Annotated in this window: 17 protein-coding genes; 15 read left to right on the forward strand and 2 right to left on the reverse strand. The window is 70.3% G+C overall.

Features of this window, described 5'->3' with window-relative positions:
* Positions 1-3 precede the first annotated feature (3 nt).
* The 9 genes from pgsA (at position 4) to dapF (ending at position 7474) form a co-directional block, all read left to right on the forward strand.
* Positions 4-639 carry a CDP-diacylglycerol--glycerol-3-phosphate 3-phosphatidyltransferase gene (pgsA, locus tag ACIPJ2_RS13865; protein ID WP_402729294.1) on the forward strand — a complete coding sequence of 212 codons (636 nt, stop codon included), beginning with the start codon at positions 4-6 and terminating at the stop codon, positions 637-639.
* Positions 636-1124, forward strand: a complete 489-nt coding sequence (locus ACIPJ2_RS13870) for a CinA family protein (RefSeq protein WP_402729295.1) — start codon at positions 636-638, stop codon at positions 1122-1124. The genes pgsA and ACIPJ2_RS13870 overlap by 4 nt, the downstream gene beginning before the upstream one ends.
* Positions 1125-1278: 154 nt before the next feature.
* Positions 1279-1587 (forward strand): helix-turn-helix domain-containing protein, encoded by a 309-nt coding sequence (locus ACIPJ2_RS13875; RefSeq protein ID WP_058725115.1) that lies wholly within the window; start codon positions 1279-1281, stop codon positions 1585-1587.
* 78 nt (positions 1588-1665) lie between these two features.
* Entirely contained in the window at positions 1666-1890 is a 225-nt protein-coding gene (locus ACIPJ2_RS13880; protein ID WP_123656394.1) for a DUF3046 domain-containing protein, read from the forward strand.
* 257 nt (positions 1891-2147) lie between these two features.
* Entirely contained in the window at positions 2148-3218 is a 1071-nt protein-coding gene (gene recA, locus ACIPJ2_RS13885) for a recombinase RecA (protein WP_402729296.1), read from the forward strand.
* A complete protein-coding gene (locus ACIPJ2_RS13890) occupies positions 3215-4087 on the forward strand; it encodes a regulatory protein RecX (RefSeq protein WP_402729297.1) in 873 nt (290 codons plus the stop codon). Before recA ends, ACIPJ2_RS13890 begins: the two co-directional genes overlap by 4 nt.
* Positions 4088-4126: 39 nt before the next feature.
* Positions 4127-5620 carry a tRNA (N6-isopentenyl adenosine(37)-C2)-methylthiotransferase MiaB gene (miaB, locus tag ACIPJ2_RS13895; protein WP_402729298.1) on the forward strand — a complete coding sequence of 498 codons (1494 nt, stop codon included), beginning with the start codon at positions 4127-4129 and terminating at the stop codon, positions 5618-5620.
* A complete protein-coding gene (miaA, locus tag ACIPJ2_RS13900) occupies positions 5607-6587 on the forward strand; it encodes a tRNA (adenosine(37)-N6)-dimethylallyltransferase MiaA (protein WP_402729299.1) in 981 nt (326 codons plus the stop codon). Before miaB ends, miaA begins: the two co-directional genes overlap by 14 nt.
* Positions 6584-7474, forward strand: coding sequence for a diaminopimelate epimerase (dapF, locus tag ACIPJ2_RS13905; protein WP_402729300.1), 891 nt, complete (start codon positions 6584-6586; stop codon positions 7472-7474). Before miaA ends, dapF begins: the two co-directional genes overlap by 4 nt.
* Before the next feature lie 401 nt (positions 7475-7875).
* On the opposite strand, the gene ACIPJ2_RS13910 is transcribed toward dapF, so the two are convergent.
* The gene (locus ACIPJ2_RS13910; RefSeq protein WP_402729301.1) at positions 7876-8490 is read right to left on the reverse strand and encodes a class I SAM-dependent methyltransferase; all 615 of its coding nucleotides are present in this window, start codon (positions 8488-8490) and stop codon (positions 7876-7878) included.
* A gap of 61 nt (positions 8491-8551) precedes the next feature.
* On the opposite strand from ACIPJ2_RS13910, the gene hflX reads away from it, so the two are divergent.
* Entirely contained in the window at positions 8552-10075 is a 1524-nt protein-coding gene (gene hflX, locus ACIPJ2_RS13915; RefSeq protein WP_402729302.1) for a GTPase HflX, read from the forward strand.
* Positions 10076-10186: 111 nt separating this feature from the next.
* Here hflX and lexA read toward each other — a convergent pair whose 3' ends face one another.
* The gene (gene lexA, locus ACIPJ2_RS13920) at positions 10187-10831 is read right to left on the reverse strand and encodes a transcriptional repressor LexA (protein ID WP_402729303.1); all 645 of its coding nucleotides are present in this window, start codon (positions 10829-10831) and stop codon (positions 10187-10189) included.
* A 237-nt stretch (positions 10832-11068) separates the two neighbouring features.
* Here lexA and ACIPJ2_RS13925 point away from each other — a divergent pair, with 237 nt between their 5' ends.
* From ACIPJ2_RS13925 to priA, 5 genes are all read left to right on the forward strand, one after another.
* Positions 11069-11428, forward strand: coding sequence for a hypothetical protein (locus ACIPJ2_RS13925; RefSeq protein ID WP_281267458.1), 360 nt, complete (start codon positions 11069-11071; stop codon positions 11426-11428).
* A 104-nt stretch (positions 11429-11532) separates the two neighbouring features.
* Positions 11533-12639, forward strand: coding sequence for a histidinol-phosphate transaminase (locus ACIPJ2_RS13930; protein ID WP_402729304.1), 1107 nt, complete (start codon positions 11533-11535; stop codon positions 12637-12639).
* Positions 12636-13238: an imidazoleglycerol-phosphate dehydratase HisB gene (gene hisB, locus ACIPJ2_RS13935; RefSeq protein WP_402729305.1), complete on the forward strand. Its 603-nt coding sequence runs from the start codon at positions 12636-12638 to the stop codon at positions 13236-13238. Before ACIPJ2_RS13930 ends, hisB begins: the two co-directional genes overlap by 4 nt.
* Positions 13235-13870, forward strand: a complete 636-nt coding sequence (hisH, locus tag ACIPJ2_RS13940; protein ID WP_281267461.1) for an imidazole glycerol phosphate synthase subunit HisH — start codon at positions 13235-13237, stop codon at positions 13868-13870. The genes hisB and hisH overlap by 4 nt, the downstream gene beginning before the upstream one ends.
* A gap of 114 nt (positions 13871-13984) precedes the next feature.
* Entirely contained in the window at positions 13985-14731 is a 747-nt protein-coding gene (gene priA / locus ACIPJ2_RS13945) for a bifunctional 1-(5-phosphoribosyl)-5-((5-phosphoribosylamino)methylideneamino)imidazole-4-carboxamide isomerase/phosphoribosylanthranilate isomerase PriA (RefSeq protein ID WP_402729306.1), read from the forward strand.

Raw genomic sequence — 14731 nt, forward strand, 5'->3', positions numbered from 1 at the left:
ACGATGACCGCCTCGGAAGGCACCAACACGAAGCGGTTCCCCTGGCGGGGACGTCTCGTCCGCAAGGGACCGGGTCCCGCGTCGACGGCGAACGTCGCGAACATCATCACCGTCATCCGGATCCTGATGGCGCCGCTGTTCTTCGTCCTGCTGCTGGCAGATGCCGGGCAGGACGGGCCGACGCGCATCTGGGCGGCTGTGCTCTTCGTCGTGGCGATCGTCACCGACAGTGCGGACGGCATCATCGCGCGGCGTCAGGGCCTCGTCACCGACTTCGGCAAGCTCGTCGACCCGATCGCCGACAAGGTGCTCATCGGCGGAGCGCTCGTCGCCCTGTCGATCCTCGGCGAGCTGCCCTGGTACGTGACGGTCCTGATCATGGTGCGCGAGATCGGCATCACGGTGTTCCGGTTCGCGGTGCTCTCCGACCGGGTCATCCCGGCGAGCCGCGGCGGCAAGATCAAGACCGTGCTGCAGGCGGTCGCCATCACGCTCGCGCTCTTCCCGTGGTGGAACATCGCCGGCGACTTCGCCCGCTGGACGAACGGGATCCTGATGACGGCCGCGTTCATCGCCACGGTGTGGAGCGGGCTGGACTACCTCTGGCAGGCGTGGAAGCACAACCGGACCGCAGCGTGACCCTCGCGTCATCGGTCGTCGCGGCGCTGACCGCGCGGGGCGAGACCGTCGCCGTGGCGGAGTCGCTCACCGGCGGGCTCGTCGTGTCGGAACTCGTGGGCGTCCCCGGAGCGAGCGCCGTCGTCCGTGGCGGAGTCGTGGCCTACGCGACGCCCGTCAAGGCGTCCGTCCTCGGCGTCTCCGCGGCGCTCCTCGCCCGGAACGGCGCGGTGGACCCGACCGTCGCGGCGCAGATGGCCGCCGGCGTGCGGACCGCCCTGGCGGTCGACGGCCTACCCGCGACATGGGGGATCTCGACGACGGGTGTCGCCGGGCCCGACCCGCAGGACGGCCAGCCCGTCGGCACGGTGTTCGTCGGCATCGCATCAGCGGCGGGCGCGGAGGCGTTCGAGTTGCACCTCGACGGGGACCGTCAGGCAATCCGGCAGGCCGCTGTCTCCGAACTCCTGACACGACTGCACGTCACGCTCGAGACCGGGGAATAGCCCGCGTTACCGCTGGGTTACATCTCACGCAATCTCCAGCAGGACGGCAGCCCAGGTGGCTAGCATGCTGCAACCGGCAACGCTAGTGTTGCTGAACCCGAACCCGGTCACCCTGGCCGGTCGGGCGCGGAGACGACAGAGAGGAGGAGTTCTCATGGTTCTCGTTCGTCAGGAAATCGGCGACGTTCTGCGGGACTTCCGCTTGCAGAAGGGCCGGACCCTCCGTCAGGTCGCGTCCAAGGCCAGCGTTGCTCTCGGGTACCTCAGTGAGGTGGAGCGCGGTCAGAAAGAGGCCAGCTCGGAGATCCTCGCTTCCGTCGCGGATGCGTTGGACACCCCGATCTCCACGATCATGCGCGAGGTGGGAGACCGCCTCGCCGTGGTGGAAGGTCTCACCCCGGTCCCGGACACGCTCCCGGACGAACTCGTCGCCGAGTTCGACAACGACCTCGCGGTGCGCTGAGACGCACTGCACACGAACGCCCCCGTCGGTCCGCCGGCGGGGGCGTTCGCCGTTCGCGCTGACGCTTAGGGTGGTCTGATGCGTGTGAGTGAGTTTTGGCGAGCCGTCGACCAGGTCTTCGGGGAGGCCTACGGTGCGGTCGTCGCCCGTGACGTGGTGCTCGAGGAGCTCGGCGGGCGCTCCGCTGCCGATGCCATCGCCGCCGGGATCGACACCCGGAAGGTGTGGGACGCACTGTGTGACTCGCAGGACGTCCCGCAGGACCGGCGGCACGGCAAGGGGTTGTTGGAGCCGCGCGACTAGCGTTCTGCGACCGAACATTTGTTCGGCGTGTCGCTCGAACGCGTGTTCGATGGGTGGTAGCTTCCTCCACAGCGGCGTGATCGGCGGGTTCATCCACAGTCAGCGCGGTGATCGGCATCGATGTCGGTGGCCCGCCCTAGGTTCGAAGCCATCGGGAACGTCCGAAGCCTTGTCGAAGAACCAGGGGCCTTGCACCACCGGCCCCGGGGGACGGGACAGCCTACAGGCGGCCGACATCGAGCACGAAGGAGCACACCATGCCATCACCCGCAGACCGCGAGAAGTCCCTCGAGACCGCACTTGCCCAGATCGACCGGCAGTTCGGCAAGGGCGCCGTGATGCGCCTCGGCTCCGACGAGCGTGCACCGGTCGCGACCATCCCGACCGGTTCCGTCGCGCTCGACGTCGCGCTCGGGATCGGTGGGCTGCCGCGTGGCCGCATCATCGAGATCTACGGCCCGGAGTCCTCGGGTAAGACCACCCTGACGATCCACGCCATCGCGAACGCGCAGCGCAACGGTGGCATCGCCGCGTTCATCGACGCCGAGCACGCGCTCGACCCCGAGTACGCCAAGAAGCTCGGCGTGGACATCGACGCGCTGCTCGTGTCGCAGCCCGACACCGCCGAGCAGGCACTCGAGATCGCCGACATGCTCGTCCGCTCCGGCTCGATCGACCTGATCGTCATCGACTCCGTCGCGGCGCTCGTGCCCCGCGCCGAGATCGAAGGCGAGATGGGTGACTCCCACGTCGGCCTCCAGGCACGACTCATGTCGCAGGCACTCCGCAAGCTCGCCGGTGGACTGAACCAGACGCAGACCACGATGATCTTCATCAACCAGCTGCGCGAGAAGATCGGTGTGTTCTTCGGCTCCCCGGAGACCACGTCCGGCGGTAAGGCGCTGAAGTTCTACGCGTCGGTTCGCCTCGACATCCGTCGCATCGAGACGCTGAAGAGCGGCACCGACGCCGTCGGCAACCGCACCCGCGTGAAGGTCGTCAAGAACAAGATGGCGCCGCCCTTCAAGCAGGCGGAGTTCGACATCCTCTACGGCACGGGCATCTCGCGTGAAGGCTCGCTGCTCGACTTCGGCGTGGACCACGGCATCGTCAAGAAGTCCGGTGCCTGGTACACCTACGACGGCGACCAGCTCGGGCAGGGCAAGGAGAACTCGCGTTCCTTCCTGATCCAGAATCCGGAGATCGCTGCGGAGATCGAAGGCAAGATCCTCGCCAAGCTCGGCATCGGTGGTGCCAAGGCCACCGACGAAGCAACGGCACCGGTCGAGTCGCTCGAAGCCAAGCTCACCGCACGCAAGGGCGCGTGACCGGGCACGACGACGGCAGCGACGACCTCGCACCGGTCACCGATCTGTTCGGTGCGAGGTCCCGCCGCCGTCGGACACCGCCGCTCCCGGAGCCGGAGAGCGAAGCGGACACCCCCGGCGTCGAGACAACGCCGGACGCCGACGCCTCCGCCGCCGATGCGAGCGCGCCGGTTCCCCTCCGTGGACACCGTGCGCAGTCCGAGTGGGTCTCGCCGGTCGTCGGGGACGGCTCCGGTCGCAGTGCCCGTGCCGAGCAGGACGGCTACGACATCGACGAGGCCGATGCCACGACGGCGTCGGTGTTCTCGATCGCCGGCGGTGACGAGATCGACCCCGCTGACGCTCCACGGCCGTTGGACGAACAACGTGCGGATGCCGAGCGGCTCAGTATGCGCGCCCTCGGCCGCAAGGGTGTGAGCGAGTCCGAGCTCCGGACGATGCTCCGGGGCAACGACCTCGACCCGGACGTCGTCGAGCACGAGGTCGAGCGGCTCACCCGGGTGGGACTGCTCGACGACGTCGCCCTCGCGACCGACCTCGTGGACCGACTCCACGACCGCAAGGGGCTCGGTCGGCAGGGGGTCGTCGCCGAGCTCCGTCGTCGTGGCATCGACCAGGCGGCGATCGACGCAGCCCTCGACGCCGCGGCCGACGACGATGACGACGAGTTCATCCGTGCGATCGAGCTCGCCGAGAAGCGTGCCGGTCAGCTCCGGGGCCTCGACCGTGCGACCGCAGAGCGCCGGCTCTCCGGCTTCCTGATGCGCAAGGGCTACAACGGCGGCGTGGTGCGGATCGCGGTGGAGCGCGCGCTCGACGGTGGTGGACCGCGGAATGGCGGGCCGCGCGGCACGGTCCGGTTCGAGTAGGCACCGATTCACCGCGCGCCGATTTACACTGGGACGACCATGGCGACCGTCGCAGCGCAGCCCCGCACCTACGAAGTCCGCACCTACGGGTGCCAGATGAACGTGCACGACTCCGAGCGCCTCAGCGGGTCGCTGCAGGCCGCCGGGTACGTCGCGGCGGACGGCACCCAGGCGGACGTCGTCGTGATCAACACGTGCGCTGTGCGTGAGAACGCCGACAACCGGCTCTACGGCAACCTCGGGCAACTCGCGGGCATCAAGCGGGACCACCCCGGCATGCAGATCGCCGTGGGTGGCTGCCTGGCGCAGAAGGACAAGAACGTCATCCTCGAGAAGGCGCCGTGGGTCGACGTCGTCTTCGGCACGCACAACATGGGGTCGCTGCCGACGCTGCTGGAGCGCGCCCGGCACAACGGTGAAGCGCAGCTCGAGATCCTCGAGTCCCTGGACGTCTTCCCGTCGACGCTACCGACCAAGCGCGACTCGACGCACAGCGGGTGGGTGTCGATCTCCGTCGGCTGCAACAACACCTGCACGTTCTGCATCGTCCCGTCGCTCCGTGGCAAGGAGAAGGACCGTCGTCCAGGCGACGTCCTCGCGGAGATCCAGGCGCTCGTCGACGACGGTGCGATCGAGGTCACCCTCCTCGGCCAGAACGTGAACTCCTACGGCGTCGAGTTCGGGGACCGGCAGGCGTTCGGGAAGCTGCTGCGCGCGGCCGGGCAGATCGAGGGCCTCGAGCGCGTCCGGTTCACGAGCCCGCACCCGGCGGCGTTCACCGACGACGTCATCGACGCGATGGCCGAGACCCCGAACGTGATGCCGCAGCTGCACATGCCGCTGCAGTCCGGCTCGGACCGGGTCCTCAAGGCGATGCGCCGCAGTTACCGGAGCGAGCGGTTCCTCGGGATCCTAGACCGCGTGCGCGCCGCGATCCCGAACGCGGCGATCTCCACGGACATCATCGTGGGGTTCCCCGGCGAGACCGAGGCCGACTTCGAGGACACGATGCGCGTCGTCGAGCAGGCCCGGTTCGCGTCGGCGTTCACGTTCCAGTACTCGATTCGCCCCGGCACCCCGGCGGCCACGATGGACGACCAGCTCCCCAAGGAGGTCGTCCAAGCACGCTACGAGCGGCTCACCGCGCTGCAGGATCGCATCACCGCGGAGGAGAACCAGCGGCAGGTCGGCCGTACGGTCGACGTCCTGGTGGCGACCGGTGAGGGCAAGAAGGACGGCGCCACGCACCGTCTGTCCGGCCGAGCCGAGGACTCCCGTCTCGTGCACTTCTCGGTGCCGGTCGGCTCCGACGTCCCGCGCCCCGGGGACGTCGTCACGGTCGAGGTGACCCGTGCTGCACCGCACTTCCTGATCGCGGACACCGACCAGCCGCTCCGCATCCGGCGCACCCGTGCCGGCGAGGCGTGGGACCGCGCGCAGGCCGAGTCCTGCGGTGTCCCGACCCCGGCGGCACCCGGTGACGGGCCGAAGCCGGTGTCGCTCGGTCTGCCGACGATCCGTGTCGGCCGCTGAACCCGCACCGGGGCTGCACGGCGAGCCGGGCGAGCCCGCGGCCGACACCGTCTCGCTGATCGCCGTCGTCGGCGCGACCGGCACCGGCAAGTCCGACCTGGCGATCGCGATCGCCGATCGACACCGTGCGCACGGCCGGAACGCCGAGATCGTCAACGCCGACGCGATGCAGTTCTACCGCGGCATGGACATCGGCACCGCGAAGGTCCCGCTCGCTGAACGGCACGGCATCCCGCACCACCAGCTGGACGTGCTCGACGTCACCGACGAGGCGAGCGTCGCCGCGTACCAGCGCGACGCCCGAGCGATCATCGGCCGGATCGTCGACGACGGTGGGGTCGCGGTCCTCGTCGGCGGCAGCGGCCTGTACGTGTCGTCCGTCCTGCACGACCTCGAGTTCCCCGGCACCGACCCGGAGCTCCGCGCCGCGCTGGAACGCGAGCACGCGGAGGACGGACCGAACGCACTGCTCGCGCGGCTGCGCGAACTCGACCCGGCGGCCGCCGAGACGATCGACGTCCGCAACCCACGGCGGTTGATCCGCGCCGTGGAGATCGCGAGCCGATCCGACCGGGTCACCCCGAGCCTCCCGTCCGCGCCGCGCGCGTGGCGACCCGCCCGTGTCCTGCACCTGCGTCGTGATCGTGCGCAGCTCGTCGCCGCGCTCCACGACCGCGCAGCGGGCATGTTCCGTGACGGACTCGTCGACGAGGTCGCCGCGCTGCGGACGCGCGGGCTCGAGCAGGGACGCACCGCGCGTGCCGCGATCGGGTACTCCCAGGCGCTCGACGTCCTGCGCGGCGACGCGACGGTCGCCGATGCCGTCGAGGCGACCGCGGTGGCGACGCGGAAGTACGCCAGGCGACAGGTCTCCTGGTTCAAGCGGTACGCGGACGCCGAGGACCTCGACGTGACGGGGGCGGACCGGCAGGAGCTCTCGGACGTGGCCCGTAGGATCGTCCCGTGACCGAGCTGCACTTCACCAAGGGCCAGGGGACCGGCAACGACTTCGTCCTGTTCGCCGACCCGGACGCGACGGTCGACCTGACCCCGGACCGGATCCGCGCGATCGCCGACCGACGGTTCGGTGTGGGGGCCGACGGCGTGATCCGAGCGGTGCGGGCTGATGCCCTCCCCGAGGGGCGCGCCATCGCTGCGTCCGCTCCCGAGGTCACGTGGTTCATGGACTACCACAACGCCGACGGCACGGTCGCGGAGATGTGCGGGAACGGCATCCGTGTCTTCGCGCGCTACCTGACCGAGTCCGGGCTCGTGGACTTCGAACCCGGCGAGACCCTGTCCGTGGGGAGCCGGAAGGGCATCGTCGACATCCAGCGGCAGGCGAACGGGTTCGCCGCCGACCTCGGGCGGTGGGACCTCGGCATCGAGGGCGGTGGGTCTTCCGACGTGCTCGTCCGCGCGAAGAACCTCGACCGTGCCCGCCCGGGCCTCGGTATCGACGTCGGCAACCCGCACGTCGTGGTCGCCGTCGCGACGGAGGACGAGCTCGCCGACCTCGACCTGACCTACGTCCCTGTGCTCGACCCGGCACCGGCGGCCGGTGCGAACGTCGAGTTCGTACTGCCGGGGGACCCGCTCGTCCAGGACGGCGTCGGGCAGATCACGATGCGGGTGCACGAGCGAGGGAGCGGCGAGACGCTGTCCTGCGGCACCGGGGCGGTCGCCGCGGCGCTCGCGACGCGGTACTGGGCGGGAGCGAGCGCGCCGGACACCTGGCGCGTGCGGGTCCCTGGTGGCGTCGTGACCGTACGGATGTTCGCGGCCGAGGACGGCGAGCACGTGTCGCTCGCCGGGCCGGCCGAGCTGGTGTTCTCCGGCGACCTGACCGTCTGACGCGGGGCGCGCGGCGGTGCGCTTGAGACGCCCGACCGGCCGCCGATGCAGCCGAGAGGTCACGACACCCCGCTCACTGCCGTTGAGCGGTCGCGAGCTGTCGCCTGTGCCCGTCGCGAACGACGATCGATGACCACTCGGCGACCGTAAGCGGGGTGTCGTGACCACTCGACGGCGACCGCGGACGCAGGCACCCGCGCGGGCACGAGCGCATGGGCAGGCACCGGCACGCGCGCGGGCACGGGCGCATGGGCGGGCACGCGCGCGGGCGCACGGGCACGCGCGCGGGCGCACGGGCCGCGCGCGGGCGCACGGGCGCTCGCACGGGCAGACGAACGCGTCGGCCGAGGTGCGCGCGCACCGCGTGCCCACCTCGCTGGTCCGCGACGCGACGCGCCGCGCTACTCCGCCGTGCGGTGCACGCGCAGCACGCGGAACCCCTTGTCCGTCGACGCCCGCGTGACGTGGAACGACGCCCCGAGCGTGTCGTGGAGCCACCGCTGCAAGGAGTCACCACCGAGGTCCTTCGACACGACGAGCCAGGCATCGCCGGACACCTCGAGCCGGGGGAGCCAGGTCATCAGGATGTCGTGGAGCTCGTCCTTGCCAACGCGGATCGGTGGGTTCGACCAGATCGTCCGGAAGCGCAGGTCCGCCGGGACGTCGGAGGGGACCCCGATCGACACGTTCGTGACCCCGGCGGCTTCGGCGTTGGCGCGCGCGAGGCCGAGCACGCGCTCGTTGACGTCGACGCCCCAGACCTGTGCGTCCGGGGAGTGGAGCGCCATCGTGATCGCGATCGGCCCCCACCCGCAACCGACGTCGAGGAGTGCGCCGTCGTGCGCGGGCGGCGGAACGGAGCCCAGCAGCACGCGGGTCCCGCGGTCGATGCCGTCCGGGCTGAAGACCCCGGATGCAGTGGTCAGCGCCAGGGAACGACCCGCCAGCGTCACGTGGATCTGGCGCGGTCGCGCCTGGCTCTCCGGGGTGGCCGAGAAGTAGTGGTCGTTCGCCATGGATGAACCGTACCGGCAACCCCGTGTGTCCTGGAGCCCGCAGAGGTACCCTGTGGGCAGCATGACGGATACCCACAACCAAGCTGAAGGCGACGGCGTCGTCGAGCGCGTGCTGCGCAACGCCGACTCGCGAGCCAGCTCGTCCATCTTCGCGCCGGCACAGGCGATCCAGACCCGCTCGGTCGACGAGCACGGCTGGGCCGGTGACGGCGACCAGTACGACCGCGACGACCGCGCAGCGCTGCGCCGCGTGGCCGGTCTCTCCACCGAGCTCGAGGACGTCACCGAGGTCGAGTACCGGCAACTCCGGCTCGAGCAGGTCGTCCTCATCGGCGTGTACGCCCAGGGCGACGCGGCCGACGCCGAGAACTCGCTCCGTGAGCTGTCGGCACTCGCCGAGACCGCGGGTGCCGTGGTCCTCGACGGACTGCTGCAGCGACGGCCACACCCCGACCCCTCGACCTACCTCGGCAAGGGCAAGGCCGAAGAGCTCGCGATGGTGGTCAAGGCCACCGGGGCCGACACCGTGATCGCCGACACCGAGCTCGCCCCGTCCCAGCGGCGTGCGCTCGAGGACGTCGTCAAGGTGAAGGTCATCGACCGGACCGCCGTGATCCTCGACATCTTCAGCCAGCACGCGAAGAGCCGCGAGGGCAAGGCGCAGGTCGAACTCGCGCAGCTCGAGTACCTCCTGCCGCGACTGCGCGGTTGGGGTGAGTCGATGTCCCGCCAGGCCGGTGGTCAGGTCTCCGGCGGTGCCGGCATGGGGTCGCGTGGTCCGGGTGAGACGAAGATCGAGCTGGACCGTCGCCGCATCCACACGCGGATGTCGAAGCTGCGTCGGCAGATCGCGTCGTTCCGTCCCGCGCGGGAGGCCAAGCGCGCCGACCGTCACCGCAACGAGGTGCCGAGTGTCGCGATCGCGGGGTACACGAACGCGGGCAAGTCGTCCCTCCTCAACCGGCTGACGAGCGCCGGCGTGCTCGTGCAGAACCAGCTGTTCGCGACGCTGGACTCCACGATCCGCCGGACGAACACCGGCAAGGGCCGCGAGTACACCTTCGCGGACACGGTCGGTTTCGTGCGCAATCTGCCGCACCAGCTCGTCGAGGCCTTCCGCTCCACGCTCGAAGAGGTGGGCGAGGCCGACGTCATCGTGCACGTCGTCGACGGCTCGCACCCGGACCCCGCAGCCCAGCTCGCGACCGTCCGGGACGTCATCGGAGACGTCGGCGCCCGGGACATCCCCGAGATCGTCGCGTTCAACAAGTCGGACCTCATCGACGACGCCCAGCGGCTCGTGCTCGTGGGGCTCGCCCCGGAGGCCGTGTTCGTCTCGGCGCGCACCGGCGAGGGCATCCCGGAGCTCCTCCGGGCGATCGAGGCACGGCTCCCCGAGCCCGACGTCGAGCTCACCGTGGTGATCCCGTACGAGCGTGGCGACCTGGTGTCGTCCCTGCACGACGCGGGTGCGGTCGAGTCCGTGGACTACGTCGAGGCGGGGACGCGACTGCGCGTGCGCGTCTTCCAGCGCCAGGTCGCCGAGCTCGACCCGTTCGTGGTCGCGCCCGTCACGACGGCCTAGTCCCCGCAGGCTCGCTTCCGCCAGACACGGCTCGGTTCCTGAGGCACCCCAGAACACACGAAACGCCGCCGAATCCGGCGGCGTTTCGTCGTTCCCGGAGTGTCTCGCGCGTCAGATGCTGCGGAGGACGGCGACCACCTTGCCGAGCACCGTCGCGGCGTCACCGAGGATCGGTTCGAACGCGGAGTTGCGGGGGAGCAGCCACGTGTGACCGTCGCGCTGGCGGAAGACCTTGACCGTGGCTTCTTCGTCGAGCATCGCCGCGACGACATCGCCGTTCTCGGCGGTCTGCTGCGACCGGACGACGACCCAGTCGCCGTCACAGATCGCGGCGTCGATCATCGACTCGCCGACGACCTTCAGCATGAAGAGGTCGCCGGTGCCGACGAGCTGACGGGGGAGCGGGATGATCTCGTCGACGTGCTGCTCCGCGGTGATCGGAACACCCGCGGCGATGCGGCCGACGAGCGGGACGAGGGTCGTGGCGTCGACATCGGGGCCGTCCGCGTCCGGTGTCGGCTCGTCGACCAGGACCTCGAGCGCTCGCGGGCGGTTGGGGTCGCGGCGGATCCAGCCGCCGAGCTCCAACTGGCCGAGCTGGTGCGACACGCTCGACAGTGACGAGAGGCCGGCAGCGTCGCCGATCTCGCGCATGCTCGGCGGGTACCCCCGGCTGGCGATCGACGCACGGATCGCGTCGAGGATCGCCTGCTGCTTCGCCGTCAGCGGTTTCTGTCCCCGCAGTTCGTCCGCCACGTCGTCTCGCCTTCTGGTCGGACCGAGGACGGCCTCTGCGGGAATGTCGGTGGTCCCCGTCAGGCTTGTCCCAGTCAGTCGAAACAGTATCCGACCGCATGCTGCCGGACAAACACCTGTTCGAGCGTGTCGCACGAAAACTCCCCAGAAATGTGTCCGGGGGACTTGTGCGGCTGCCCGTTCGAACGTATGTTCGGTACATCGCTTCGGTTCACCAGAGCAGGAAGGCACCACGACATGAGCACCATCGCACTCGCAGACATGCAGGGCACGGCCGTCCGTACCCGGCTCCGCATCACGCGCCGCGGCCGTGTGGTCTTCACGACGCTCGCCGCCCTGCCGGTCATGATCGTTGTCGGTCTGTTCGCGCTGAACGGTGGCCAGGCCGCTGCCGGCAACACCTCGGCGGACGTGCACTTCCAGACGGTGACCATCGAACCCGGGGAGACGCTCTGGCAGCTCGCCGAGCAGACCGCACCCAACGCCGACCCGCGTGACTTCATCGCGGACGTCGTGAGCCTCAACGCGCTCGACGGCTCCGGTGTCCAGGCTGGCGAGCAGATCGCCATCCCGGCCAAGTACGCCCCGGCGAAGTAAGCACCACGCCCCGGCGAAGCAAGCACCGCCCGTCGACGGGCGCACAGGGCATGACCGTCCGGACGGCCGGTCACCGTGCAGCCCGACCGCTCTACGATGGATCGGTGGCATTCACGCTCGAAGACCTCCCGATCCGAGACGACCTTCGCGGTCAGAGTCCCTACGGGGCACCGCAGAAGCACGTCCGCGTGCAGCTCAACGTCAACGAGAACACGCATCCGGTGCCGCAGGACGTCGCGGACGACATCGTCGAGTCGGTCCGTCGGGCGCTCGAGACGGTGAACCGGTACCCGGACCGCGAGTTCACCGAGTTGCGCGAGTCGCTCGCGGGGTACCTCGGGCACGACCTCGCGGCCGAGCAGATCTGGGCGGCCAACGGCTCGAACGAGGTCATCCAGCAGCTCCTCCAGGCGTTCGGCGGTCCCGGGCGCAGTGTGCTCGGTTTCCCGCCCACCTACTCGATGCACTCGATCATCGCGTCCGGCACCGGCACGCAGTGGATCGCTGCCGAGCGCGACGCCGAGTTCCGCATCTCGCCCGAGACCGCCGTCGCAGCCGTGCGTGCGCACCGCCCGGACGTCGTGTTCCTCTGCGGACCGAACAACCCGACGGGCACCCCGCTGGACCTCGCGACGATCGAAGCGGTCTACGACGCCACGGACGGCATCGTCATGGTCGACGAGGCGTACGCCGAGTTCATGCCGGTGGGGCAGCCGACCGCGCTGACACTGCTGCCCGGTCGCGAACGACTCGTCGTGTCCCGCACGATGAGCAAGGCGTTCGCGTTCGCGGGCGCCCGCGTCGGGTACCTCGCGGCACACCCCGCCGTGATCGACGCCCTCCGTCTCGTCCGCTTGCCGTACCACCTGTCCGCCCTCACACAGGCGGCGGCGGTCGCGGCGCTCCGGCACGCACCCGAGATGCTCGCGATGGTCGACGACATCCGGGGCCAGCGAGACCGCATGGTCGACGGGCTCCGCGCGATGGGGTACTCGCCGTACGAGACGTGGTCGAACTTCGTCCTCTTCGGCGGTGTGGCCGACCCGCGTGCGGCGTTCGAGTCGCTGCTCGAACAGGACGTGATCGTCCGGGACCTCGGGATCCCGAACCACCTCCGCGTGAGTGCCGGCACCGAGGAGGAGACCACCGCGTTCCTCGACGCCATGCGCCGGGTGGCCACCGAACAGCCGCCGGTTAGGGTTACAGCATGACCGCGCGTACCGCCGAGATCACCCGCTCGACGAGTGAATCGACCGTTTCCCTGTCGCTCGACCTCGACGGCACCGGCAAGTCCGAGATCGCGACGAGCGTGCCGTTCTTCGACCACATGCTGACCGCGTTCAGCAAGCACTCCCTGATCGACCTCCGGGTGCAGTCCTCCGGGGACACCGACATCGACGTGCACCACACGGTCGAGGACACCGGGATCGTGCTCGGCCAGGCCCTCAAGCAGGCGCTCGGCAACCGCGCCGGCATCGGTCGGTACGGCGACGCGCTCGTCCCGCTCGACGAAGCACTGGCGCAGGCGGTCGTCGACGTGTCCGGCCGTCCGTTCCTCGTGCACTCCGGCGAACCCGCCGGCTTCGAGTTCCACCGGATCGGTGGCCACTTCACCGGGTCGATGGTCCGCCACGTCTTCGAGGCGATCACGTTCAACGCGGGCATCACCGTGCACGTCCGCGTGCTCGAGGGTCGCGATCCGCACCACATCGCGGAAGCGGAGTTCAAGGCGTTCGCGCGGGCGATGCGCCGTGCGGTCGAGCTCGACCCGCGCGTCGACGGCATCCCCTCGACCAAGGGCGCACTGTGACCGCGAAGCCGAACGTCGTCGTCCTCGACTACGGGTCGGGGAACGTGCACTCCGCGGCGAAGGCGCTCGAGCGTGCCGGCGCCGAGGTCACGCTGACTGCCGACAAGCGCACGGCGCTCGACGCCGACGGACTGCTCGTCCCCGGCGTGGGCGCGTTCGCGGCCGTCATCGACCAGCTCGAAGGCGTCCAGGGCGGCGAGATCGTCGACCACCGGCTCGCGGGTGGCCGTCCGGTCCTCGGGATATGCGTCGGCATGCAGGTGCTCTTCTCCCGCGGGGTGGAGCGCGGCGCTGATGTCGAAGGCCTCGCGCAGTGGCCCGGCACCGTCGAGCAGCTCGACGCCGAGGTCCTGCCGCACATGGGCTGGAACACGATCGACGCCCCGGCGGACTCCGTGCTGTTCGACGGCCTCCGCGACGAGCGGTTCTACTTCGTGCACTCGTACGGCGTCACCGACTTCCCGCTCGAGGCGTACGGTCCGTTCCGCGCGCCGAAGCTCACGTGGGCCGAGCACGGTCAGCGGTTCATCGCCGCCGTGGAGAACGGGCCCCTCACCGCGACCCAGTTCCACCCCGAGAAGTCCGGCGAGCCGGGCATCCAGATGCTCCGCAACTGGGTGAACTCGCTCTGACCCGCGCCGCCCTGGGTCCGACCACGGTCCAGGTGAGGAGCGTGCCGGACCCGCACCGAGCCTCCCGTCCGGCCATGTGCCGGTACCGCACCCCGCAACGAAACCGACAGGACCATGACCGACCTGACCTCGACCCCGCCCCTCGTCCTGCTGCCCGCCGTCGACGTCGTCGACGGCCAGGCGGTCCGCCTGACCCAGGGCGAAGCCGGCAGTGAGACCTCGTACGGTGACCCGGTGAGCGCTGCCCGGACCTGGCGCGAGCAGGGTGCCGAGTGGATCCACCTGGTGGACCTGGACGCGGCGTTCGGTCGCGGCGACAACCGCAAGGTGATCGCGCACGCGATCAAGGAGGTCCACGGCGTCTCGGTCGAGCTCTCCGGTGGCATCCGCGACGACGCGTCGCTCGAAGCCGCGCTCGCGACCGGCGCTGCACGCGTCAACCTCGGGACCGCCGCGCTCGAGAACCCCGCGTGGGCCGCGCGGGTGATCGGGGAGTACGGCGAGCAGATCGCGGTCGGGCTCGACGTCCGTGGCACCACCCTGGCCAGCCGCGGTTGGACCGAGGACGCCGGCGACCTGTGGGAGGTCCTCGACCGCCTCGAGGACGCCGGGTGTGCCCGCTACGTCGTGACGGACGTCACGAAGGACGGCACGCTGCAGGGGCCGAACGTCGAGCTGCTGCGCCAGGTCTGCGACCGTACGGACCAGCCCGTCGTGGCGTCCGGCGGCATCTCGACCCTCGACGACCTCGTCGCGCTGCGAGAACTCGTGCCGCACGGACTCGAGGGCGCGATCATCGGCAAGGCCCTGTACTCCGGCGCGTTCACGCTGCCGGCCGCGCTCGACATCGCGTCGGAGTAG

The sequence above is a fragment of the Curtobacterium sp. NPDC090217 genome (genome assembly GCF_044746705.1).
GTDB lineage: Bacteria > Actinomycetota > Actinomycetes > Actinomycetales > Microbacteriaceae > Curtobacterium.